We start from the raw sequence: 22,103 nt of genomic DNA, 5'->3' as shown, positions 1-22,103 counted from the left end.
CTGTATTGTCGAAGCGCGGAAAACATCAAGCCTGCAGGAACGATGGTTCGATAGAAAAAACCTATCGATGCGGGCGGATGACCGTCTTCGCCGGGGATTTCGATCTAGCCGACGTCCTTCATGCCATGCCTTTCGTCCGGCGAATGGGCGAGAATCCGGTTGCGGCCTTGCGTCTTGGCGTCGTAGAGCGCGGCATCGGCCTCGGTTAGGAGGCGGGTCGGGTTGACCCGCAAGGTGGCTCCCGTAGCGCAGGAAATGCCGATGCTGGCGGTGACCCGTCCGAATTCGCTGCCGGAATGAACGATATTTTCCTGGGCCAGGCGACGAGCGAATTGCTCCGCGACAATCATCGCTCCTTTCGCACTGGTTGCGGGGAGCAGAACCACGAATTCCTCTCCGCCGTAGCGCGCGACGATGTCTGCCGGCCGGCTGACGGACTGGTGCAGGCACTTGCTGACGATACGCAGACATTGGTCTCCGACGGGATGGCCATAGGTATCGTTATAGGCCTTGAAGCGGTCGATATCGATCATGAGAAGGCTGAAGGGCGTGTTCTTCCTGGCGCTGCCGGCGGTCTCGCGGGCGAAAGCCTCGTCGAAAGCGCGGCGGTTGGCCATACCCGTCAATCCATCGGTCTCGGCAAGATTCCTCAGTTGCTCCGCCGATAGCCTGAGCGCGATTTCCGCCTCCTTCGTCGCCGTGATGTGCGAAACGACGGCCATTGCCGCACCGTCTTCGGCAAGCCTCGTCCGGATGCTGCGCCAGTCGCCGTTATGAAGCTGAACTTCCTCATCCTTATTGGTGTGCAACGAGGCGCTGGCGGCCTTGATCCACTCCTCGCGATCCTCCGGGATGCCGGCCCGCTCCTCCGTTTCAGCGACCCGGCGAAGGATATCGCTGATATGCGCGCCGACCACACGGGCATCTCCGGAGAGCGGAAACGCGCTGCGATACTGCTCGTTGCAGAAGATCAGGAAACCCCTTTTGTCGTACATGGCGATGCCGTCGGACATGCCGGCCATCGCATGCGACAACAGGTTCTTGCTTTCGCGCAATTCCCGCTCCAGCGCAGCACGCTCTGTCACATCACGTGTCACGCCGGCAAGGCCGATCACCCGGCCCTGCTTGTCTCGCAGCGGCACCTTGGAGGCGAGCAAGGCTCTGCCTTCGATAAGTTCGGGGCAGTCGATCAGAGGCTCGCCTGTCTCCATCACTTGCTGCTCGCGATGATACAACTCCTCAGCGAGCGGCCGCGACATGAGATTGAAATCCGACAATCCCGTCATCTCCGCCGTCGTCCGGAAACGGTAGAGACGGATCATGTTTTCATTGACGGTGATGAAGCGGCTGTTTCGATCCTTCACATAGAGATAGTCGGGCGACTGCGAAAATGCGGTCACCAAGATGCTGCGTTCCAGCTGCCATTGCTGCATCTTCAGGAGAACGAAACCGCACAGTATCGTCGCCAGGCAATTCAGTGCCGTCAGGGGAAAACCGATGCCGGCCAGCACATCGGCACTCGCCAGGGTGGGAAGCAGCGTCATCGATGCGACGATCACGCCGGCAAGAGCAATGCTCAGCAGCACAACGTCCGTGAACCTGGGCGATCTCTTGCGAATCCAGAAATGGGCAATCAAGCCGATGGCTGTCGCGGCAGCCATCGAGACGATAGCGTCAGGCATTACCGCGCCCCCGACGGCAAAACGGAAAGCTCCCGCCAGCGCAACCGCAAAGGCCGCCGCAATCGGCCCGCCGAACATACCCGCCAGCGCAAGCGGCGAGAAGCGCAGATCGATATAGATGCCGGGATGGAATTCGACGGCCAGCAATATCGAGCCGATAGAGGCGCCACCGGCGATGATTCCGAACGCGATTTTTTGCTGCAGGAGCGAATGACGCTGAAACTGGGTCGAAAAATGCGCCCAGAGCGATATTGCCAAGCATACGAAGGAAAGATTGCCACCGAATTGCGTCCAGATGCCATTCACCACGTGGATCCACCTTCCAAGACTTGTAACGAACTGATCATAGGGCAACACTGGTTTGAGCTTAGTTAAATCGAAGGCCCAGCGGCCTGTATTTGCTCGCAGACATTGTCTCTTCCTGAACCATCGACTGCCCCGAAAGTTGTGCGCCTGCGCTTTCCCGATGCAGTCTGAGCGAAATCTCGTAGGGCGGCGCGGGTTTTCCGACCAGGAAACCCTGAAGCTGATCGCAGCCGCAGTCTCGCAAAATCTCCATCTGCCACTGGTTCTCGATGCCCTCGGCCGTGACAGGAATCCCGAGTGCGGTCGCCAGGGCGATGGTCGCGCGCAGAACGCCGACGCCGCTGTCGTTCTCCCCGACGCCGGAGACCAGCGAGCGGTCGATCTTCACGCGGTCGAACCCGAACTGCCGCAAAGCGCCGATGCTGGCATAGCCGCAACCGAAATCATCGAGCGCGAACTTGATGCCCACGCGCCTGAGCTGATCGATGGAGCGGCGAGCCTGATCGGGGCTCGTCATCAGCACGCCTTCGGTTATTTCAAGCGTCAGGCGGGTGGCGTCGAAACCGGACTCCTCCAGGATTGCGGTCACCTGTGCTGCAAAATCCGGATTGCAGAGCTGGACCGGCGAGACATTGACCGACAGGGAAAGGCCCGGCCAGTTCCTGGCATGCTCGATCGACCTCCGCAGCATATGCGCGCCCAGTGCATCGATGAGGCCGGATTTTTCGGCGAGCGGAATAAAAACCTCAGGGCTGATGTTTCCGGCCGGGCTGCGCCAGCGCGCCAGCGCCTCGAGGCCGATAATGGCGCCCGTCGCAGCCGAAACGAGCGGCTGGAAGGCAGGTTCGATCACGCCATTCCTGATCGCGTTCCGCAATCCGTCTTCCAGTTCCGCGAGGCGCTGGCGTTCGCGATCGAACTCCGGATCATATGCGACGACCTGGCTCTTGCTATTTTCCTTGGCGCGGCAAAGGGCCATGCCGGCCCGGCGCAGCAGCTCTAGGGGCGTGATATCGTTGGCTCGAAGCGCAACGCCGATGCTCGCCCTGACCTCGATCGTCCGGCAGCCGATCTTGAACGGCTCGGCAAAGAGCCCGAGGATTGCGTTCTCCATCCCGCTTCCCGCAGCCGAGCCAAGACGCACCAGCGCGAACTCGTCGCCGCCCAGCCTGGCCGCCGCAAGGATTTGCCGGTGGCACGCTTGGAGAGCGTTGGCGACAATATTGATGAGCTCATCTCCAACCGCATGGCCCCAGGCATCGTTGACGGCTTTGAATCCGTCGAGATTGATCACGTAGAGGGACACGTCAGGCGCTGCGCTATCGACATGTTCCAGGGCCTCGAGGAGGCCATGCCTGTTGAGCAGGCCGCTCAGACAGTCATGGCTTGCGACGAAACGCGCGGCCTCGGCCTGTCGGCGCAGGCGCTGCGTCTCGAACATGCCGGCTAACAGGGCGGCCATCAGAAAAAGCATGAGAATGCCGACGGAGGCGGCGATATAGGGATAGACCTCTTCGAAGACGGCGTTTCCGGGCGCCTTGCTCGGCCAGACGAGGTAGGCGATGGCGCCGCCGTTCATGTCGGTGATCGCATTGCTGAGCAGCCCGGGCTCCGGCGTCGATTGCAGCAGCAACCCATCCAGCCCAAACTCTTGCGAGAGCGTATCGATAGCCTCCGGCGTCAACTCCTTCGAGAACGTCAGGACACTGGGTTTTGGAAGCCCTTTGGCGGCGTTGAAAGGCTGGATCGCCTGGGATGCCGCAAGCGCGACGCCGGTCTTCGTCTTGAAGAAATTGATCAGCGGCGCCGAATGCGGGCTGGCGGCGGCTTCGATCTGCCTGTCGAAGGCTTTCCCGAAATATTCACGTGGCTCGAACGGTTTGCCTTTCGAAAAGGCGGAAATGGCATTGCCGCCCGGGCCGATCACGATCGCGGCGTCATAGAGCGGATAATCGGCTGAAGTCTTGCCCCAGTTCTCATAGGCCCAGTCGGCGAACGTGGAGGAACCGACGGTCGCATAGGCGTCGTCCCAAATGGCATTGTCCTTGACGGTCGCTCCCAGCCTGCTTGCAAACGCATCGAGAGCGGCATGCGCTGCGCGATTGGCGCGCGCATCGTCGATTTCATTTGCCGACCGCGTCATCGTCATGACGACATGTGTCTCAAGGCCGGTCAGCAGGAATGCCACGGCCAGAAAGCAGGCGGTCGCCGCAGCAATGGGGGAGATATGGGCGCGAACACGCCCTGCCAGAGTGGACCACATGAGACGTACGCAAACCGGGATGGAAAGATCATGCCCAAGGACGGCAGAAGACATCATGTCCGCAACGCGCTGCAGTCCAGCCGCTAACATCCGCTGCCATAAGGCATGCTTAACAAGCGCGCCCTCTGCTCGGGGATAGGCGCTCCCGTGACGCAATTGTGCGCCGTTCGGATAGTTTTGCGCAAACGGACCACTTCCTCTCCACGGCTTGCAGCGACGCCGATATCGACGGCGCGGTCAATGCCGCCATCTTCAGCACATTCATGGACCAAGGTCAGATCTGCATGTCGACGGAGTGGATCATCGTCGACGAGGCGATCGCTGATGAGTTCCTCGCCAAGCTGGCGGCCCGCGCCAGCCAGTTGCCAGCCGGCGATCCCCGCGGCCATGTCGTGCTCGGCTCGCTGATCAGCCGCGACGCGGCGAAGAAAATGGAGGCGCTGATCGCCGATGCCACGGCTGCGCTGGATCACAGCGGAGGATTCCGCCCGGCATTATCCGTTCTGACGGCGCAGGGCATCACCGGCGCCGCTACGGCCACTGCTGTCGTGGCGCTGCCTTTTACGCAGTTTTGCCGGAATCGTTCTGGGGACCATCCAGCGCGTCGGCAAGCTTCACCCAGAGATCATGGGCTGGCGAGGGGATGGGGCGCGAACCCTCGTCGGAAATCCGAAGTCCGAAGGAAACCTCGTTCGATTTGGAAGTCGTCAGCATCTGGCGAAATTTTGCAGCCTTGTCCGCGAACTGGTCGCCCCCCTGTTCCCCCAGTACCGCGCGAAATGTTGCTACGGCGAGATTGAAGTTCCTCTGGAGCTGCCCGAACGCGCCACGGTGTTTCTCCCGCATGCTTCCATGGAGATCTCCCTGGGCAAGAGCGGCTGTCGCCTGGTTGAAATCGGAAAGGTTATCGTCGATCGACACGATCAGTTCGTTGAGGATGGCCGCCGAACGGCGAAGATCCGGATCGGCGTAATCGGTATTCATTCGCCGCGCCACGTCCCCGCCAATGACGGCGGTGACCAACCCCGCCATCTCGGCGCAGAAGCGGGCCTTCTGATCGTGTAGATCGGCTATCGGGCCGTTCGCTCTCTCGACCATGCGCGCGCAGCCCTAGCGTGAAACGCCGGTGGCGCAAGACCCGCGGCCGAGCACAAGCGCATAAATGCTATGAACCATATCCTATTCCCGTCTGCCTGCTGACCAATCCTGCCACTGCCACACAAGCCGGCATCACGAGGTGACAAGAGCGCCCCCATCCAAGGCGGCAGCACTTAAGAAAGTCCTTCGGCGCTTCGACGGCCGGATTTTTTGCGCGCAAAACGGATAGCATCTACGCATTTCGATCGGGGCGGCGGCATTCAGACTTCGAGGGGATTGATGTCGGGGGATGTAGGGAGGCAGGAAGATGAGTCCGGCCCCTGTCTTTCGGATAGCCCGGCGCACAGCCTGGCCTTTGTGGCTGCCGAGATTGTCGAGGACGACGATGTTGCCCAGCGACGGAGGCTAATCTCTTTCGAGAAATTGCCGCCATTTCAAAACGTTGCTGATGCATTAGAGCGGTTAGTGGCCGATAATCGCTCCCGCGAATCTCAGATTAAATGCCAAACGACATGAGCCCCGTTCTGCGAACGAGCATGAAGTGGCGCGAACGTTTCAGTGTGCGACGCCTGGTTCCTCGCGTGCCCTCACGATGGCGTCCGCTTCCTTGCCGTATAGCTCCTCGAAGTGATCGAAGGTCTTGGAAAAATAACCAATGCCCTGCGTCGCCGAGCGCAACGCCCGCGCCAGATCGTCAAGGGCGCTGCCCGGAATGAGTGCCCGGAAGATGTCCCATCCCTTAGCGGTTTCATCCCGGTCGAAGCCGAGAACCTGACCCTTGAGAGCGGAGACGATCTGGACGAGGCTGCCGGAATAGATCGACGGAATGTGAATTTCGCTGCGGAAGACCGGTTGCATTAAAACGGCCGACCCTTCGGAAAGCGCCTGTCGCACTCCCATTTTCGACGCAGTCCGGAAGGCGTGTTCCGAACTGTCGACGGCATGGTACTGACCATCGTACAGCGTTACGCCGACATCGATGACCTGGAAGCCTAGCGGCCCTTTCTCCATCGCTTCGCGCGCGCCTGCTTCGACAGCAGGGATGTAGTTGCGCGGAACGACGCCACCCTTGACGGTTTCGCTAAAGGTGAAGCCCCGGCCCCGCTCATTGGGGCGAATGCTCAGCTTCACATCCGCGAACTGTCCGGCACCGCCGGTCTGTTTGCGGTGACGGTAATGAACCTCAGATGGTTTCGCAATTGTCTCGCGGTAGATCGGGCTGGGCGTTCGATCGGTTACGTGGATGTGAAACACGTCGGAGAGGGTTCGGCAGAGATCGCGCAGATGCACCGGCCCCTGAGCGCAGACGAGCTGGGCGCCGGTGCTTTCCTCCTGCAAGACCGTTAGGCCGCGATCCGTCTCGGAAAGTTTTGCCAGCGTTTCGGAGAGCTTGTTTTCATCGCGCTCGCTGCCTGGGACTAGAATCCTTTCAAGCATCGGCGTGGGTGGCTCCGTCCATTCAGGCGGGGCGACCACCGCGTCTGATGTCAACAGCGAAGGGACGGGCAAATGGTCGGACTTGACCGTCGCAAACACATCCCCCGACGCAGGCACAACCGCCGAACTGGACCGCCCGTTTGCGAGATTCTGTACGGCGCCGAGGCTGGAGCCGCCCAGTGATGCGCCCTGCCGCAGTCCCTCGCCAAGCGCGCGCACGAGCACTGTCTTACCGACATTCTGGCGATGATAGGCATGGAAGCTCACGGCGGTCAGCTTGTTTTCATCGACACTGCCCGCCCGAGCCAGGCGCTGTCGAAGAACCCCCACCGGCGGCGCCTCGTGGCGCAGCGCCTTCATCAGCCTCATCATGCCGTTGCCGTGACTTGCGGCACCGATCAGGACTGGAATAATCCTGTTTTCCCTGAGAACCCGCGATGAAATGGCATAGAGCGCGTCGCTGGGCGGCTCGCGATCTTCGATCAGTTCCTCGAGAAGCCAGTCATCGAATTCGGACAGGTGTTCCAGGAGCGCGCTGCGCGCTTCGTGCTCGCGCTCGGCGGCGCTTTCGGGGATTGCGATCAGCGCCGAAGTCTGGCCCTCCCGGTAGCGCCACGCCCGCTCCGAAATCAGATCGCAACTGCCTATGATCCTGTCCCCCTCACGGATCGGGATCTGGCGAAGCAAGAGCGTGTGGTTGGCGTAGTCTTGAAGCGCGGCGATCACGTCCCTCAGCCGCCCTCTCGGTTCGTCCATCCGGTTGACGAAGAGGATGCACGGCGTCTCCGAGGCCTCGATTACCCGCAGATAGGGCGCGGCGAGCACAGCCTCCTCGGGTGCCGATGAAACACACAGGATGCAGGCGTCGCTGGCAAGAAGCGCGTGCTGTGCATGCGCCAACGCTTCGTTGGGTCCTGGCGCATCCAGCGCACACCACGCCTCGTTTCCAAACGTGAATTCTGTGAGGTTCAATCCATAAGGGGAGCTGGATTTTCTCGGCGCCCCCTCCAGCGAGCCGAGCTTTTCCACGACTGTTGATTTTCCGGTCTGCGAGGGTCCAAGCACGGTAAAGCAGCGCATCGGCATTCCTCCAACTGCCATAAACACAATTTTCAGCCATCATAGGATGCCCTGAACCGCGGCAAGGCGCCAGAGGTGTTCGGTTTCACAACGCTTTGACCTGGACTTGCATTTGAGGCTGATGTCGTCTTGCATTCAATCATGAGATTCTGTCTGCAACGGTTTCAAGAGGAAACCTACCGGGGCAAATTACCGGACGCTACCAGCAGGGATCGTTTGAGATACAATTTGCTGCTGCCCTCCGACTTCGACTGCAAATGAATAATAGATTTCGTCAGGCACCCGCGAGACAGCCTCGGAAATTTTCAGTTTTTGATAATGGTCAGCTGTATTTTGTCCCGCATTTCTATTTCGAAAATAGATCTCGTTTTGCGAAAGCTCGCCGTGGCTGCGGCGGAGCTGCGGTGTGAGGGCCGCCCTCTCCCGCATCAAAAATTTCCGGGAACCTTTTTGGCCGAGCTGCATCCAATGCCCGCCGCCAAAGACGTGGCAGCGCCGCTGCCGGCAGGCATTCCCTTTGCAAAGGAGACAGATCATGTTGAAACGAATTCTCGGCGCAACCTTCATAGTGGCGTCGCTCGGCACGGCTTCGATCGCCGCCGACGCCAAGCCGACCGATCCTCAGATCGCCCACATCGCCTATACAGCAGGGCAGATCGATGTCACCGCCGCCGAGCAGGCGCTGAAAAAGAGCAAGAATGCCGAGGTGGTCGACTTCGCCAAGACCATGGAACGCGACCACAAGGCCGTCAACGACCAGGCGCTTGCTCTCGTCAAGAAGCTGAAGGTAACGCCGGAGGACAATGCCGTCAGCCAGTCCTTGTCGACGCAGGCAAGCAAGGAACTGACGACGCTCGCCGCACTCGACGGCGCGGCGTTCGACAAGGCCTATATCGAAAACGAGGTCACCTACCACAAGTCGGTAAACGACGCTCTGGCCAAGGTGCTGATCCCTTCGGCTCAGAACAAGGAACTGAAATCGCTGCTGGAAACGGGCCTGACCCTGTTCAAGGAGCACCAGATGCATGCCGAGCATCTCGCTTCGATGATCAAGTAGGTCGCGATGGGATCGCTGACGAAACGGCTGCCGCTTTTGTTCGCGCTGTTTTGGGCAGGCAGCGGAGTTGCCGCAGCGGCGGAATATCAGATCACCATCGCTGGCATGAAATTCGGCGCGCCGCCGGCCAAGCCGCATGTCGGCGATGTGATCGTCTGGCGAAACGGTGATATATTCCGGCACACGGCAACGGCGCGCGACAAGAGCTTCGATATCGACCTGCCGCCGAAATCGGAGGGACGGATGACGATCAGCCGAGCGGGAGCGGTCGATTTCTATTGCCGCTTTCATCCCGCCATGACGGGCAAACTGGACGTCCAGCCATAGGGCCGGACTCCTGCAAAAATGAGGCAAGCAGGCGGAGGTTTCCATGGCAGCCACTCCGGTTCCGGTCGAACGACACCGGCAGCACTTATCGACACTCTCCGACGCCGAACTCGTGCCGCTTGCGAAGATGGGCGAAGAGCCCGCTATCCGCGCCATCATCCAACGTCACAACCAGCGCCTGTTCCGCACGGCCCGCGCCGTCATCCGCAGCGATTGGGAAGCGGAAGATATTGTGCAGGCAGCCTATGTGAAAGCCTTTACCAATCTCGCGACCTTCCGCGGTGAGGCCGAGCTTTCGACATGGCTGACCCGGATTACGCTCAACGAGGCGCTGGGCCGCGTGCGGAGCCGAAAGAACACGACCGGGCTTGAGGAAATCGACATGCAGACGACGTCGCCGGGCGGCGAAGTACTCCAGTTTCCATCTTCGCTTTCGGCAACCGACCCGGAAACCGAGCTGTCACGAAGCCAGGCGCGGCACTTTCTCGAACATGCGGTCGACGACCTTCCGGATGATTTTCGCGCCGTCTTCGTGCTGCGGGATGTCGAGGGCATGAGCACCGACGAGACCGCGTCTTATCTCGGCATCAAGCCCGAGACAGCCAAAACCCGGCTGCATCGGGCGCGGAAGATGATGCGCCAGTCGATCGAAAAACAGCTTTCCGGCGCATTCTCGGCCCTCTTCCCCTTCGACGGCGCCCGCTGTGCTGCCATGGCCGATCGCGTCATCGTCACCCTTCGTCAGACGCCGTAATATCTTACGCCATCACGCGGGACCTGCTCGATGTCTTGTCCTGAACTGAGCGGTGAAACCAGCTTCGAGGTGAGGATCTTGCGGCGGCGTCAGGCTGGGAACGACCTCGCCATGATGCGCTTCACAAAACGATTTGCCGTGACGTGGCTCTGGCTCATCTCTGCAATGTCGAGATAGATTTGGCGAAGGTCGCTCAGTGCCTCGCGCCGGTAGACGACCTTAACGCGCCGCATTGCGGGATGCTTTTTCCTGACCTTTCATGAAGCGGTCCATGTCCGCTTCCGCCTCGTCTTCCGTCAGACTCGGGCGCGGATCGTCCAAAGAACGCCGGATGCGAGCCCGCATCGCATTGAGGCGCTCGGCATCCTCGAGCCGCTGTCGCTGCCACACTCTCACCGCATCGCGCATCGCTTCGCTCGTGGTGGCGAACTCGCCGGCCTCTACCGTATCGCGGATGCCCTGCAACATGTCCGCCGTGAGGGTAATCGTTACCTTTTCCGCCGACCGATATTTTGTCACGGAAAAGCTTCGATGCGAACATCGCTCAGAGCAGCGTCGGCTGGGACACCGGATCGCCAGACGTGGTCACGATGGTCGAACCATAGGGCTCCCGCGACGTCACTACGATCTGGTCGTTTGGAAGCGGCCGGGCGAGCGCCTTCGCTTCCTCCCACGGTGCACGCATCCAAACGTCCACCTCTTCCTGTGTCAGCAAGAGAACCGGCATTGCTTTCTGGTGGATCGGCTTGACGATGTCATTGGGATCGGTGGTTAGGAAGGCGTAGAGGTCGTCGGTCGTCAGCCCGTCCTTGACCTTCCGGACGCTTTGCCACTGCGGGACATGTACCCCGGCGAAGAACATCAGTGGTTTGCTTTCGCCGTGGGCGAACCATGCGTTCGGTGTGCTCCCGCCCTCCTGTTTGCTGGTGGGATCAGGTTCGGCAAAGCTTGTCACCGGCACGATGCAACGGCTCTGGACGCCGAACCATTTCTTCCAATGCGGAAGATTGAGATTTCGAATGTTGGTGACGCCCTTGTCCGGTTCCATCCGGATGAGCACGTCCATCTCGACGGGCTTACCCTTCTGCCGCAATTTTTCAGCCCGTGCCTCGGCAGCCTGCTTGATCGCGAAAAGCGGCGATGGCAATCCCCAACGCGCATGCACGAGCTGCTTGCGGCCGTCGGCTGTGTTGCGGACGATTGGTCCAGCCTGGTCGGGGTTCATTTGGTAGGCGGGCATCAGGTTGATCAGGCTCTCGGCATCCTGGGCCCATTTGCTGACCCAGTCCTTGTCCTCCATGCGGTAGAGATTGCACATGACTACAACGACCTCGATTTCCCGTGGTCCACAGCGTAACCCTTCCGATCAGGAGGTCAAACTTTCTCTCTGGAGCCGCCCCCTCGTATTCAATTCAGAGGCGCTTTCTTATCGACATCATCAGCAGAGCGTCAAATCGGCGTTCGCGGCAAGGATGCTGCACCTTGAAGATGTCCTTGTCCGTCTCGATGAGGATGTATGCGTATTTTACGAGGTTTTCGTGTTTCTCGTTCGGCCCCGGCAATGCTTGGCTTCCGGTTTCCTTGACCGTTCCTTCAACGATCCGAACATTCTTCGGGAAATCCTCCTGCTTCGAAAGAGCCTGTTGTCCTACGAAAGCTGGGGCAAGCCTGAGCTTGTCTGAATCTTCCTTGAACTTTGAGATTCATGACGCCCTCCGCCGGATAGGATGTGCGGCGCTCGCCTCATTCCGCGGTAGCCGGGACGCTTCGGCCGACCATGAATTCCATCCGTGCTGCCCTTTATCCATAAGCCGAGACCCTTGGCCAAATCGCGATAATTTCATGGCAAACTCTTCGCAATGAGCTGATTTTTCTGCCCTTTCACAAAAACATTTACGCTTCTGAAACCTGAGCGTCACAGATTTGGCATCCAGATGCGGGCTGCTTGTACTTTCCCCAAGAAGACGGGTTTGGGACGAGCCGGCAATCCGCGTTGTTCGTCAATGCACGATGGCGCGCGTGCCGGGGCGGAAAAGTTCGATAATTCATATGTGCATGACGATCATTAATTTCCCAGCAATGCAGATGGCGCGATTATGCCGGCACTGGAAACCGGGGCACTGTCTGGAGCGACTGACTAAAGGGGCCGACTGCGAACGGCCGCTGAAAGCCTCGGCCGAATGGGCGCCGCCACGTGGCTCAGGTATATTTTATGTTTTCCGGCGCGCCAGTGCTCGACGCGCGGACCTGGGCCATGACGGCCGATCTCTCATCATCGTGACGCAACTGTCCGGCGCAAAGGCGCTCGGCACCAAGCCGCGGGCTGGAAGCAGCAGGGGTTTTTATTGCATTTTCAAGGACGAGCAGAACGGGCAAGACGCCGCAATCTGCTTAGCCGGCTTTATGTCTTTCAGATGGAGCGCAATCGGCGGAGGGTACGGATTTGAAAAATACGGTGACGCCGTCAGGAGAGTCCCATTCCTCCGTGGCGAGATATATCCGCTCCATCGGGCGCCATTACGTCATCGCCGTCGTTGTCATGACGGCTCTTCTCGCGGCGACCTTCTTCACCGTCAAGGTGGCGCTCGATCGCCACTCCCTGCAGCAGAACATCAGTTACATCATCGGACGCCAGTTCATTCGCTTTCAGCAGCTCGCCAACCAGACGCGGGCGGTCATGCGGGCCTCTGCCGATCCGAATATGCCGGAATATATTATCCGGCCGATGGTCGAAGACATTCAAAAGGCGATCGACGACATCCGTGCCATGAGCGTCCAGCTGGAGGGCCTCAACAATCAGGTGGAGGCAAACCTCCTCGAACGGTTGAACGGCCACGACGAGGCGTCGGAAAAAATGCGCATCGAGCTTGCCGGACGCCTGGAGGATTTCCTTCAAAGGGCAGAACGCGTCGTCTCGACGAAACTGCAGGAGCGGCGGGAGCGCTACAGCTTCTGGGGACCGATCGACTTCGCCGTTTCGTCCGACAGCATGCTCATGCGTCAGTTCAGCGCCGTGATCGAGAGCGCGCATGACCGAAGCGATGGGAGCATAGATCATGCCCGCCTGATCAGCGCCGGTCTCCTCGGCCTGACGGCGGCCACGCTCATCCTGGCGACCCTCATCCTTTTCATCCCGTTGCTTATCAAGCTGCGCACGGAGCACCGCCGCACACTCGATTTCGAGATCAAGCTGACGCATCTCGCCCATACCGACACGCTGACGGGCCTCGGCAACCGATCCTCCTTCAATGAGGCTCTGAACGGGCTATTCGGCTCCCTCGAGCGGACGGGCACAGGCTTTTCCATGCTGCTGGTCGATCTCGATCACTTCAAGGCAACCAATGACAGCTTCGGCCATCCGGCCGGGGATGCGGTTCTGAACCATGTCGCCGCCGCGCTGCAGAAGACGTTCCGAGCCGGCGACTTCGTCGCACGGCTTGGCGGCGACGAATTTGCCGCGCTCCTTCCCGGAATTTCCGATGCGGCGAAGCTGGAAGACATTGCCGGGCGCGCGGTTGCCGCCATTGCGGCGGAATGCAATTTCGAGGGCCGGCAGATATCGGTTTCGGCCAGTGTCGGCGGCGCCGTCGTGCCTGGCTATGCGTCTGACGAGGTGACCCTCATGCGCATCGCCGATCTGGCGCTTTATGCCGCCAAGGCCAAACGCAACACGGCCGTCATCTTCGATGAATCGTCGTTCGCCCAGCGCCTGGAACAGAACCGGCTTGCAGCCGCCCTCGCCTTCGCCGCCGACCGTGACGAGTTCGTCGTCTACTACCAGCAGAAGGTCAATCTGCAGACCGGCGAACATCTCGGCTTCGAAGCGCTGGTGCGCTGGCGTCATCCCCAGCTCGGCATCCTGCCGCCCGGCCGCTTCCTGCCGCTCATGGAGGGCCATCTCATACAAAGCATGACGCGCTGCATCGTCGATATCGTCGCTCGCGATCTGAGAGCGTGGAAAACGGCGGGGCTGCACGTGGGGTCGATCGCCATCAATCTGCCGGAAGCCCTGCTGGTCAGCCAGGACGGCTATGACCTCATTGCGGCAGCGGTCAACGCCAACCGGCTCGACTGGCGCGATTTTGCCATCGAAGTCACCGAAGACGTTTTTCTCAATCGCGGCGCCGATCAGATCGCCGAGACCATCTCCCGCTTCCGGAAACAGGGAGTGTCAGTCTCACTCGACGATTTCGGCACCGGCTTCGCATCTCTCGTGCATCTGCGCGATTTCCCTTTCGACGAACTCAAGATCGACCGCAGCTTCGTTGCCGAGATCGGCAAGGATATTCGCTCGGAACAGATCATCCGGGCGATCATCGATCTGGCCCGCAACCTCGGCAAACGATGCGTCGCGGAAGGCATCGAGGAGGAGGGCCAACGCGATTTCCTGCTGAATGCCGGCTGCGAGATCGGCCAGGGCTATCTCTACGCCAAGCCGGAACCAGCTTTTGCGGCGGTCGAACGATTGGCGCGCAGGCGAGCCCCGCGAAAACTCGAAGCGGTCAAGAACATCGCGGGCTGAAAGCCTTTCCTGGAAAGCGCCGCGGGAACGGTGCGGCAGGATTGATCAATGAACGAGGGGAGAAAGAATGAAACAGGCAATCAAACGGGCATGGCTTGCCGCGGTTTTGGCGGCTGCGGCTCCCGCGGCACAAGCTTTTGCGGAACAGGGCCTGGCCGTGGATGTCGTGCATTTCTGGGTATCGAAAAGCGAGTCGGCGGCGCTTGACGTTTACCGCACGGCCTGGGCCGCCTCCGGCAACCGGTGGATCGACATGCCGGCGGAGAACAAGGTTGCCGTCCACCGCGTGGTCAGCGACCGCATCGCGAACGGATATGCGCCGGCGGTGACGCAGTGGAACGCCAACTATGGCGCGCGCGAACTACCGGAAATGGGCATCGTGCTTGATATAGACGACGTCGCCAAGGCGGATCATTGGCAGGATGTCATTCCCGCGACGGTTCTCGACCGGATTTCCGACAAGGGAAAGGTCTACTTCGCACCGACCAATATCCACGCCGAAAACTGGCTCTGGACAAGCACGGCGGCGTTGGCCGAAGCCGGCGTGAAGACGCCGCAATCCTGGGACGACATCCTCGACGCGGCTGACAAGATCAAGGCGACCGGTCGCCTGCCGATCGCACTCGGCGGCACACGCTGGGAAGTGTCTCTCATCTTCAACGACATCATCTATCTGAAGTTCGGTCCGGAAGGTTATGCCCGTCTCATGAGCGGCGATGCCGCCCTGGTGCAGGATCCCCGCATGATCGAAGCCCTGGACATGCTGCGACGTCTGTCCAGCTATGTGGAACCGATCGGGCAGCGAAAGGACAAGACCTGGGCCGATGCCGCCGCGGCCGTGGGCCAGGGCAAGGCCGGCATGCAGTTCATGGGCGACTGGGCCAAGGGCGAGCTTGTCGCGCGCGGCTATAGCGTCGACAAGGATTTCGATTGCAGCCTCGTTCCCGGCACGTCGATCGCATATTTCATGGTGATCGATGCCTTTGCCTTCCCGCTGACAAATCGGGAGGGCACGGCGGAAGCGCAGCAGGCTTTCGCCCGCATGGTGCTCGATCGGGACAATCAGGTTGCGTTCAGCCGGTTAAAGGGATCGCTGCCCGTACGCACCGATGTCGATCCATCGGGGCTCGATCGTTGCGGCAAGCTCGGATTGGAGATGATCAAGGCCACGAAAGGTGAAGTCAGCGCGCAATCCCAGGCCATGCCGAGCCAGATGTCGGAAGGCTGGATCGGCGTTATCGGTGATTTTTTCAACGATGGGACCATCACCGCCAAAGACGCGCAGCACCGTCTGCACGACCTCCTGATGCAGGACGAATAGAATTTGCCCGCACGCGCCGGCAGCGTGCGGGCAAAGCCCGTGATCCGTCTTCATGGCAGGCGATTGCGGAACGGCCCTCCGGCGATCGCCTGCCGCATTCCATGGCGTGCTCAGTGTTTCAGCACGACCTTGCCCTGGATGCCGGCGGCGACAGCCTTTTGCGCCGCGCCGATCTCATCGAGCGGGAAAGTCTTTGCAACCGGCAGAACCAAAATGCCGCGGGACGCGGCGTCGGCCACGGCTGCGAGCGTGGCGGCATCGGCGCGGTGATAGAGTTCGTGGATGGTCACACGATTGCCGGCATTGGCACCCTCGGGCACGGGAACGATGCTGGCGACACGGCCGCCGTCCCTGACATGTCCGATGAGATGGGCTGCGACAGGGACTGCAGCGCTGATCGCGTAATCGAACGCGGCGTCGGCCGGGGCCAAGCCGATGTCGAGCGCCTCGCCGGCAAGTCGGCGCGCCTCGGCGAGCCTGTCGGAGCGGACACCGGCCACCGGTTTGGCCCCGATCTCCTGGAGATACTGGATCGCGGCGCGGCCGACGCCGCCAAGACCGCCGGAAATCAGCACGCGGTCGCCCGCCTTGACGCCAAGAGCATCGACCGATTGCCGGCCGGTGAGCCCGGCCTTAGGCAGGGCGGCGCCCTGTTCGAAGCTGAGATTGGCCGGGAGTTTGGCAATCGCCGAAACCGGAACGACACCATATTCGGCATGCGAGCCACGGCCGTTCGGGGCGAAGTCGGCAATGACGCGATCGCCGACGGCAAATCCGGTCACGCCGGAGCCGAGCTCGACGATGGTGCCGGCCGCGTCTCCGCCGAGCACGGCGGGAAGCTCCAGCGGAATATATTGGGCCACATAGCCCTGGCGGATCAGGAGATCGAAGTGGTTGACCGCGGACGCTTCGATCCTGATCAGGACCTGGCCGGCTTCGGGCTCGGGTCTCGCGACGTCATCGATCGAAAACTGGTCGACATCGCCATAGGAATTGAGACAGGCAGCTTTCATGGATCGGCACCTTTGTATATTCTGGTTGGAGATACGATAACGTTCATTATCGTTGATACGATATGATTGATTATCGCATGGAGTCAAGCGCATGAAGTCGTGGTCATCCGATCATCCGAAAGCAAAGCTGATGGCGAGCAAGCGGGCAGATATCCTGGCGGCCGCCAAAGCATCGTTCCTTGATACCGGCTATGAGGGAACGAGCATGGAAAGCATCGCCAAGGCGGCGAATGTCTCGATCATGACGCTCTACCGGCATGCGGAGAGCAAGGACGATCTGTTTCTGGCCGTGATCTCCAATGCCTGCGATCCGGATGACGAGGCCGAACGGGCTGAAATGGAAGCGCTTCTGGAAAAGCCCCTGAGAGACGTCCTGCTCTGGGCGGCGGCGATGACGCAAAGCCGCCTGACGGATCCCGACACGATCGCCCTCATGCGCACCGTCATAGCAGGCGCCAGCCGGTTTCCCGGCCTGGCGGAGATGGCGCATAAGAGCCTTGTGGGCAATCTTGAAGGCATGGTCGCCTTCATGCTCGGCCTCAAGCAGGAGGCGGCCGGCGCCAACGCCGAGCGCCGGCACGAACTTGCCGTTCGTTTCATCGACCGGCTGCTCGGCACCCATATGCTCGGCGTGCTGATGGGACTGCCCGGTCCGTCGCTGCAGGAGCAGGAGGAGAGAGCCGAAAATGCCGCCGACGCATTGATCGCCGCGCTTGGGCAGCCGGCCCGCTGAGTATGAACGGGGCGCCGGCGAAAATGAATCTCATCATGAACGATTTAAGGACGCAACGCTTGTTGATCGTCGGCGATATCCATGGCTTTCCCGAAACATCTGTCGAACTGCTGGGTATTGGACGCTTTGAGCATCGCGCGTTGCAACTGGCCGACTTGAGTGGGCGTCCTGGTCTGCGTGGAGACGAGCTTCACGATCAACTTTTCAACGAAGACGGCATATTGCGTGCAGTTCGGGCGCTTTGCGAAATTGATGGACGCGCCTGCGTCGGAATCGGCTTTAGCGCTGGCGGAACGGCTCTCTGGCAAGCGGTCAAAGCCGGGTTGGATCTCCAGGCCCTGATCTGCGTATCATCGACCAGGCTACGCTTCGAAACATCTCCCCTGCATATACCCACCATGGTTGTCTGGGCAGAATTCGATGCACATCGACCAACTGAAAGCTGGAACGATACTGTTCCGGGATGTTGCAAAACCTATACCGGCAAGCAGCACGACTTTTATCGCATCGACGCTCTTACGCCTAAATCATCTTTGCTGACTGATGTTGCCGCCTTTGTCGAAGGCCGCGCCCCTTGCGCGTAGCGGCAGCCCCTATGCCGGTCTATCGCCATTTCGGATCGATGCGCGCTTAGCGCATAGACATGCCCTTCACTGGTGGAAATCCCGGCCATAGGTATTCCTACAATCCCGTCGTCAACAAAGGAGACTTGTAATGTCGCAGGAAATGTTCGAACGCGGCCTGGCGATCCGCAAGGAGGTTCTCGGCGCCGAATATGTGGAGCAGTCGCTGGATGCGGCCGACGATTTCAACCGGGATTTCCAGAACCTCGTCACCGAATATTGCTGGGGCGCAGGCTGGGGGCGGTCCGCTCTTACGCGCCGCGACAAAAGCCTTCTGAACCTCGTCATGCTCGGCACCTTGAACCGAAGCCATGAGTTCAAGCTGCATCTGAAGGGCGCCCTGACGAACGGCTGCACCCGCGAGGAAATCAAGGACACACTGATGCAGCTCGCGATCTATGCCGGCATCCCAGCGGGCGTGGAAGCCTTCCGGCTGGCGCGCGAAGTCTTCGCCGAAATCGACCAGGCCTGACTTCAGTCCTTCCGTCGACAGCTCGGCGGCGTCATGCCATCAGACCCGAAAACCCGCGGCTCAAACTGCGGGTTTCTCGCATGGAAAGGAGGCATACCCGGCCTTCAAGTCTTCCTAAGACGGGACCAGGCGCCGCCCGTGAATATCCATAAACCGCAACCTTGTCCGATGCGCGCAGAAAACAGCACGCCAACGGCCGGCTTTCCGCCGAGACTTGAAGAATTAACAGAGGTTTAGGTTTTATCGACCCATCCTGCTTTTACTATTTTTTACGTGCTGCGTAACGGTGTATTTTTTGAAATCTGCTCTTTCATATTCACTTGGTCAGGTCTCCCGAACCCTTCGCAATTTCGGTCGAAACAGGAGCGGCAACGTCGCGATGGTCGTTGCATTCTGCCTGGTGCCGATGCTCGTCGCGGTCGGCGCGAGCTTCGACTACATCCGCAGCTACAATATCCGCCAAAGGATGCAGAGCGACCTTGACGCGGCACTGATCGCCGCCGTCAAGCAGATCAACAACACCGGGGATACCGAAGCTCTCAAACGGAAGATCTCCGACTGGTTCCATGCGCAGGTGGAAAGCAGCTACACGCTGGGCGCAATCAGTATCGATACCACCAACCACAACATAACGGCGACGGCGAGCGGCACCGTTCCGACGACCTTCATGAAGATCGCCAACATCGATACCGTCGATGTCAGCGTATCAAGCGCCGTCAAGGGGCCGGCTACATCCTTTCTCAATGTCTACATCGTCATCGACACATCCCCATCGATGCTTCTGGCGGCGACGACGGCAGGTCAGTCGGCGATGTATTCCGGCATCAAATGCCAGTTCGCCTGCCACACCGGCGATGCGCATACCGTCGGCAAGACGAAATACGCCAACAACTACGAATACAGCACGGCAAAGAACATAAAACTGCGCGCTGACGTCGCCGGCGACGCCGTCCGAGACGTGCTCGACATGGTCGACGCATCCGACAAAAGCCATGAACGGATCAAGGTCGGGTTATACAGTCTGGGAGATACTCTCACGGAAGCTCTGAGCCCGACGCTGAGCACGGATACGGCGCGAAACCGCCTGGCGGACCAGAGCTACGGCCTGACCAGCGCTACCTCGACGGCCGCTACCTATTTCGACGTTTCGCTTGCGACGCTCAAGCAGAAAGTCGGCCCCGGAGGAGACGGAACGTCCGCCGCCTCACCGCTCAAGCTGATCCTGCTACTGACGGACGGTGTCCAATCGCAGCGCGAATGGGTGACCAATGGCTCGAACTATTGGCCCAAAGTGGCGCCCCTCAACCCGGCTTGGTGCAGCCCCTTGAAAAATCAATCCAACACGATGGCGGTGCTTTACACCGAATATCTGCCGATCACCACGGACTGGGGCTACAACGCAACCGTCGGCGCGACCATGGCCAGCGCCAACTGGAAGAACACCTGGGGCGGCACCATGGACAGCGGCGTATCCACAAGCATCACGCGGCGGGACTACATTCCCTACGCTCTGGCCGACTGCGCATCCTCGAAGAGCCTGTTCATTTCAGCGGCGTCCTCGACCGAGATCACGGCGGGCTTGTCGGCACTTTTCAACCAATATCTCTCTTCCGTCCGGCTGACCCAATGATGTCGGGGAAATTGTTTACGCGGCCTCGCCGCCTGCTTGCCGATCGCAAGGGAGCGGCTGCGATCGAATTTGCGATCCTCGCCCTGCCGCTTTTCATGATGATCTTCGCCATAATCGAAGTGTCGCTGATGTTCTTCATCAACTCCGCGCTGGATGCTTCGGTTCACAAGATCTCCCGCATGGTCCGCACCGGCGAGGTTGCATCGTCCAAGATCACATTGGCCGATTTCAAAACACGAATCTGCAACGACATGCTTTTCTCGTTCGGCTGCTCCGACAATCTCCTGGTCAAGGTGAACGTACTTTCCGACCTGTCTTCGGCCACCAACGCCAATCCCATCGACAAGAGCGGCAATCTCGTCGTCGCCGAGACCTTCGATATCGGCAAGGGCAGCGACTATATTCTGGTCCAGGCATTCCTGCCCTGGAGAACCGTCGCCAATTTCTTCAGCCTGTCGAGCGCCAAACTGTCCGACGGCCGCTATCTCCTCGGATCTTCCGCGCTGTTTCGCAACGAGCCGTTCTGACATGACCGAGAACCGGAGCCCGTCCTTCTTCCGCCTGGTCCGATCCCGCATCCGCCGTCTTGCGCGCGACCGGTCGGCCGCCTCCGGCGTGGAATTCGCGCTCGTGCTGCCGATCCTGGTGATGCTGCTGTTCGGCACCGTCGATCTCGGCCATGCCCTGACCGTCAGCCGGAAGATAGACGAGATCACCTCCAGCACCGGCGACATGATCGCACAGCAGGGAACCTGGACGAAGTCCGACGTCGCCAAGCTACTTTCCGGCGCCTCCTTCATCCTGCAGCCGTATGACACCAGCCAGTTGACGATCACGGTCGCGGTCGAGGATGTCGACAGCAGCGGCAAAGCAACCGTCAACTGGTCTGCTTCATTCAACACTTCGGCGCTCGCTTCCGGCACGGCGAGCACGATCGACATACCGGCACAAATACAGGATGCCGGCGTGCAGGTCGTACTGACGCGGGTGCAATACAAACTGACGACACCGGTCTCGGCGTTCTTTTCAAACTTTACCGGACAGAACGGCTACAGCTTCGACCACCATTTCTTCAATCGTCCCCGGGTCAGCGACACGATTAAATACAACTGAGCCACGGGCTCCGTCGCGATCGAACGAACAAACCGTCCGCTGACATTCAGGCCGTTGTCGCCGGGCCGACAATGGTGCATTGCTTCCGCTGGTTGATGGATCGGCTTTTCCGAGGGAATCGCAATGAATGATTGGATATGAAGGGCATGACGTGATGGCGGAAAGAGTTTTCAGCGGCATGCGGCAATTACCTATCTTCGTGCCTATCGGCCTGGTGGCAATGGTGTGTTCGCAGGGGATTGCCGCGGCTGCCGATCTTCAATGGTCGCAGGATCAGGGCAACCACTGCAATTTCGTGGCGCCATCTTCCCTGACCAGCGGCCCAACCTTCTGGATCGGCGCCTGTGTCGATGGAAAGGCCTCCGGGGAAGGAATGCTGCGCCGCCGGGACGGCGACAAGGCCGGTGCAGCCTTTTTCGGCCGAATGAAGGACGGTGTGCCCGAGATCGGCGTCGTCGATCTCAGCGAGGGATATAAAGCCGGCAGCTTCACCGACGGCGACATCGGCGGGCAAGCCGAGTCCGACCCGCAGAACCGGATAGATGCCTTTCGTGTCGCAGCCGAGGCGGCCCGGTCCGTCAGCACCAAATATGCCGCCGAGAAGAATGCGAGATCTGCCCGCTTTTATGAAGAGCTGGCCAAGACACTGGAACAGCAGACGGATTGAGTATG

At 60.1% G+C, this 22,103-nt stretch carries 22 protein-coding genes and 2 pseudogenes; 14 read left to right on the top strand and 10 right to left on the bottom strand.

Features of this window, described 5'->3' with window-relative positions:
• Positions 1-104 precede the first annotated feature (104 nt).
• On the bottom strand, positions 105-1,988 hold the full coding sequence (locus tag EFB14_RS20800; RefSeq protein ID WP_126828866.1) for a diguanylate cyclase: 1,884 nt from the start codon (positions 1,986-1,988) through the stop codon (positions 105-107).
• Positions 1,989-2,049: 61 nt separating this feature from the next.
• A complete protein-coding gene (locus EFB14_RS20795) occupies positions 2,050-4,251 on the bottom strand; it encodes a bifunctional diguanylate cyclase/phosphodiesterase (RefSeq protein WP_126828582.1) in 2,202 nt (733 codons plus the stop codon).
• 215 nt (positions 4,252-4,466) lie between these two features.
• Between EFB14_RS20795 and EFB14_RS20790 the strand changes: the two are divergent.
• Positions 4,467-4,712, top strand: a pseudogene (locus EFB14_RS20790) (aldehyde dehydrogenase family protein); the annotation flags it as partial.
• A gap of 100 nt (positions 4,713-4,812) precedes the next feature.
• On the opposite strand, the gene EFB14_RS20785 reads toward EFB14_RS20790, so the two are convergent.
• The 4 genes and pseudogenes from EFB14_RS20785 to EFB14_RS20775 form a co-directional block, all read right to left on the bottom strand.
• Positions 4,813-5,349: a methyl-accepting chemotaxis protein gene (locus EFB14_RS20785; RefSeq protein ID WP_125850581.1), complete on the bottom strand. Its 537-nt coding sequence runs from the start codon at positions 5,347-5,349 to the stop codon at positions 4,813-4,815.
• A gap of 266 nt (positions 5,350-5,615) precedes the next feature.
• Positions 5,616-5,742: pseudogene (locus EFB14_RS33495) on the bottom strand (transposase); the annotation flags it as partial.
• A 162-nt stretch (positions 5,743-5,904) separates the two neighbouring features.
• Positions 5,905-7,866 (bottom strand): elongation factor G, encoded by a 1,962-nt coding sequence (locus EFB14_RS20780; RefSeq protein WP_126828580.1) that lies wholly within the window; start codon positions 7,864-7,866, stop codon positions 5,905-5,907.
• Between the two features lie 189 nt (positions 7,867-8,055).
• On the bottom strand, positions 8,056-8,331 hold the full coding sequence (locus EFB14_RS20775) for a hypothetical protein (protein ID WP_126828577.1): 276 nt from the start codon (positions 8,329-8,331) through the stop codon (positions 8,056-8,058).
• A gap of 70 nt (positions 8,332-8,401) precedes the next feature.
• On the opposite strand from EFB14_RS20775, the gene EFB14_RS20770 reads away from it, so the two are divergent.
• Genes EFB14_RS20770 through EFB14_RS20760 form a run of 3 tightly spaced genes read left to right on the top strand, consistent with a single transcriptional unit; the run spans position 8,402 to position 10,004 of the window.
• Entirely contained in the window at positions 8,402-8,923 is a 522-nt protein-coding gene (locus EFB14_RS20770) for a DUF4142 domain-containing protein (RefSeq protein WP_126828575.1), read from the top strand.
• A 6-nt stretch (positions 8,924-8,929) separates the two neighbouring features.
• Positions 8,930-9,250 (top strand): cupredoxin domain-containing protein, encoded by a 321-nt coding sequence (locus EFB14_RS20765; protein ID WP_126828573.1) that lies wholly within the window; start codon positions 8,930-8,932, stop codon positions 9,248-9,250.
• Between the two features lie 43 nt (positions 9,251-9,293).
• Positions 9,294-10,004, top strand: coding sequence for an RNA polymerase sigma factor (locus tag EFB14_RS20760; RefSeq protein WP_126828570.1), 711 nt, complete (start codon positions 9,294-9,296; stop codon positions 10,002-10,004).
• Between the two features lie 89 nt (positions 10,005-10,093).
• On the opposite strand, the gene EFB14_RS20755 is transcribed toward EFB14_RS20760, so the two are convergent.
• From EFB14_RS20755 to EFB14_RS20745, 3 genes are all read right to left on the bottom strand, one after another.
• On the bottom strand, positions 10,094-10,237 hold the full coding sequence (locus EFB14_RS20755; RefSeq protein ID WP_245438273.1) for a hypothetical protein: 144 nt from the start codon (positions 10,235-10,237) through the stop codon (positions 10,094-10,096).
• Positions 10,224-10,472 (bottom strand): ribbon-helix-helix domain-containing protein, encoded by a 249-nt coding sequence (locus EFB14_RS20750; protein ID WP_125850593.1) that lies wholly within the window; start codon positions 10,470-10,472, stop codon positions 10,224-10,226. Before EFB14_RS20750 ends, EFB14_RS20755 begins: the two co-directional genes overlap by 14 nt.
• 76 nt (positions 10,473-10,548) lie before the next feature.
• Positions 10,549-11,322 carry an SOS response-associated peptidase gene (locus EFB14_RS20745; RefSeq protein ID WP_126828568.1) on the bottom strand — a complete coding sequence of 258 codons (774 nt, stop codon included), beginning with the start codon at positions 11,320-11,322 and terminating at the stop codon, positions 10,549-10,551.
• Between EFB14_RS20745 and EFB14_RS20740 the strand changes: the two genes are divergently transcribed.
• The 3 genes from EFB14_RS20740 (at position 11,321) to EFB14_RS20730 (ending at position 15,847) form a co-directional block, all read left to right on the top strand.
• The gene (locus tag EFB14_RS20740) at positions 11,321-11,686 is read left to right on the top strand and encodes a hypothetical protein (protein ID WP_126828566.1); all 366 of its coding nucleotides are present in this window, start codon (positions 11,321-11,323) and stop codon (positions 11,684-11,686) included. The two genes, EFB14_RS20745 and EFB14_RS20740, sit on opposite strands and share 2 nt — an antisense overlap.
• Before the next feature lie 857 nt (positions 11,687-12,543).
• Positions 12,544-14,526 carry a putative bifunctional diguanylate cyclase/phosphodiesterase gene (locus EFB14_RS20735; protein ID WP_376772349.1) on the top strand — a complete coding sequence of 661 codons (1,983 nt, stop codon included), beginning with the start codon at positions 12,544-12,546 and terminating at the stop codon, positions 14,524-14,526.
• Between the two features lie 67 nt (positions 14,527-14,593).
• Positions 14,594-15,847 (top strand): ABC transporter substrate-binding protein, encoded by a 1,254-nt coding sequence (locus tag EFB14_RS20730; RefSeq protein WP_126828562.1) that lies wholly within the window; start codon positions 14,594-14,596, stop codon positions 15,845-15,847.
• Between the two features lie 110 nt (positions 15,848-15,957).
• On the opposite strand, the gene EFB14_RS20725 is transcribed toward EFB14_RS20730, so the two are convergent.
• Positions 15,958-16,860, bottom strand: a complete 903-nt coding sequence (locus tag EFB14_RS20725; RefSeq protein WP_126828560.1) for an NADP-dependent oxidoreductase — start codon at positions 16,858-16,860, stop codon at positions 15,958-15,960.
• Between the two features lie 91 nt (positions 16,861-16,951).
• On the opposite strand from EFB14_RS20725, the gene EFB14_RS20720 reads away from it, so the two are divergent.
• The 7 genes from EFB14_RS20720 to EFB14_RS20690 all read left to right on the top strand — a co-directional run bounded on the left by EFB14_RS20720 (position 16,952) and on the right by EFB14_RS20690 (position 22,098).
• Positions 16,952-17,593, top strand: coding sequence for a TetR/AcrR family transcriptional regulator (locus EFB14_RS20720; protein WP_126828556.1), 642 nt, complete (start codon positions 16,952-16,954; stop codon positions 17,591-17,593).
• 23 nt (positions 17,594-17,616) lie between these two features.
• Complete coding sequence (locus tag EFB14_RS20715) at positions 17,617-18,177, top strand: alpha/beta fold hydrolase (RefSeq protein WP_245438272.1); 561 nt, start codon at positions 17,617-17,619, stop codon at positions 18,175-18,177.
• Positions 18,178-18,307: 130 nt separating this feature from the next.
• Positions 18,308-18,688, top strand: a complete 381-nt coding sequence (locus tag EFB14_RS20710; protein WP_125850607.1) for a carboxymuconolactone decarboxylase family protein — start codon at positions 18,308-18,310, stop codon at positions 18,686-18,688.
• Positions 18,689-18,983: 295 nt separating this feature from the next.
• Positions 18,984-20,318 (top strand): TadE/TadG family type IV pilus assembly protein, encoded by a 1,335-nt coding sequence (locus EFB14_RS20705; RefSeq protein ID WP_126828553.1) that lies wholly within the window; start codon positions 18,984-18,986, stop codon positions 20,316-20,318.
• Complete coding sequence (locus EFB14_RS20700) at positions 20,315-20,845, top strand: TadE/TadG family type IV pilus assembly protein (RefSeq protein WP_125850611.1); 531 nt, start codon at positions 20,315-20,317, stop codon at positions 20,843-20,845. Before EFB14_RS20705 ends, EFB14_RS20700 begins: the two co-directional genes overlap by 4 nt.
• Before the next feature lies 1 nt (position 20,846).
• Positions 20,847-21,431, top strand: a complete 585-nt coding sequence (locus EFB14_RS20695) for a TadE/TadG family type IV pilus assembly protein (RefSeq protein WP_126828551.1) — start codon at positions 20,847-20,849, stop codon at positions 21,429-21,431.
• A gap of 127 nt (positions 21,432-21,558) precedes the next feature.
• Positions 21,559-22,098, top strand: coding sequence for a hypothetical protein (locus EFB14_RS20690; protein ID WP_183604889.1), 540 nt, complete (start codon positions 21,559-21,561; stop codon positions 22,096-22,098).
• Positions 22,099-22,103 lie beyond the last annotated feature (5 nt).

It is taken from the genome of Rhizobium fabae (assembly GCF_003985135.1).
Classification (GTDB): Bacteria; Pseudomonadota; Alphaproteobacteria; order Rhizobiales; family Rhizobiaceae; genus Rhizobium; species Rhizobium pisi.
Note: the sequence above shows the minus strand (reverse complement) of the source record. Positions and strands in the feature narration are given on the sequence as shown.

Excerpts from the sequence above, each read along its gene's own strand:
- EFB14_RS20795 (WP_126828582.1), bottom strand. The coding sequence starts at position 4,251 with ATGTGGTCCACTCTGGCAGGGCGTGTTCGCGCCCATATCTCCCCCATT.
- EFB14_RS20785 (WP_125850581.1), bottom strand. The coding sequence starts at position 5,349 with ATGGTCGAGAGAGCGAACGGCCCGATAGCCGATCTACACGATCAGAAG.
- EFB14_RS20780 (WP_126828580.1), bottom strand. The coding sequence starts at position 7,866 with ATGCGCTGCTTTACCGTGCTTGGACCCTCGCAGACCGGAAAATCAACA.
- EFB14_RS20775 (WP_126828577.1), bottom strand. The coding sequence starts at position 8,331 with ATGCAGCTCGGCCAAAAAGGTTCCCGGAAATTTTTGATGCGGGAGAGG.
- EFB14_RS20770 (WP_126828575.1), top strand. The coding sequence starts at position 8,402 with ATGTTGAAACGAATTCTCGGCGCAACCTTCATAGTGGCGTCGCTCGGC.
- EFB14_RS20765 (WP_126828573.1), top strand. The coding sequence starts at position 8,930 with ATGGGATCGCTGACGAAACGGCTGCCGCTTTTGTTCGCGCTGTTTTGG.
- EFB14_RS20760 (WP_126828570.1), top strand. The coding sequence starts at position 9,294 with ATGGCAGCCACTCCGGTTCCGGTCGAACGACACCGGCAGCACTTATCG.
- EFB14_RS20755 (WP_245438273.1), bottom strand. The coding sequence starts at position 10,237 with ATGCGGCGCGTTAAGGTCGTCTACCGGCGCGAGGCACTGAGCGACCTT.
- EFB14_RS20750 (WP_125850593.1), bottom strand. The coding sequence starts at position 10,472 with ATGTTGCAGGGCATCCGCGATACGGTAGAGGCCGGCGAGTTCGCCACC.
- EFB14_RS20740 (WP_126828566.1), top strand. The coding sequence starts at position 11,321 with ATGACTACAACGACCTCGATTTCCCGTGGTCCACAGCGTAACCCTTCC.
- EFB14_RS20745 (WP_126828568.1), bottom strand. The coding sequence starts at position 11,322 with ATGTGCAATCTCTACCGCATGGAGGACAAGGACTGGGTCAGCAAATGG.
- EFB14_RS20735 (WP_376772349.1), top strand. The coding sequence starts at position 12,544 with ATGACGGCTCTTCTCGCGGCGACCTTCTTCACCGTCAAGGTGGCGCTC.
- EFB14_RS20730 (WP_126828562.1), top strand. The coding sequence starts at position 14,594 with ATGAAACAGGCAATCAAACGGGCATGGCTTGCCGCGGTTTTGGCGGCT.
- EFB14_RS20725 (WP_126828560.1), bottom strand. The coding sequence starts at position 16,860 with ATGAAAGCTGCCTGTCTCAATTCCTATGGCGATGTCGACCAGTTTTCG.
- EFB14_RS20720 (WP_126828556.1), top strand. The coding sequence starts at position 16,952 with ATGAAGTCGTGGTCATCCGATCATCCGAAAGCAAAGCTGATGGCGAGC.
- EFB14_RS20715 (WP_245438272.1), top strand. The coding sequence starts at position 17,617 with ATGAATCTCATCATGAACGATTTAAGGACGCAACGCTTGTTGATCGTC.
- EFB14_RS20710 (WP_125850607.1), top strand. The coding sequence starts at position 18,308 with ATGTCGCAGGAAATGTTCGAACGCGGCCTGGCGATCCGCAAGGAGGTT.
- EFB14_RS20700 (WP_125850611.1), top strand. The coding sequence starts at position 20,315 with ATGATGTCGGGGAAATTGTTTACGCGGCCTCGCCGCCTGCTTGCCGAT.
- EFB14_RS20695 (WP_126828551.1), top strand. The coding sequence starts at position 20,847 with ATGACCGAGAACCGGAGCCCGTCCTTCTTCCGCCTGGTCCGATCCCGC.
- EFB14_RS20690 (WP_183604889.1), top strand. The coding sequence starts at position 21,559 with ATGATTGGATATGAAGGGCATGACGTGATGGCGGAAAGAGTTTTCAGC.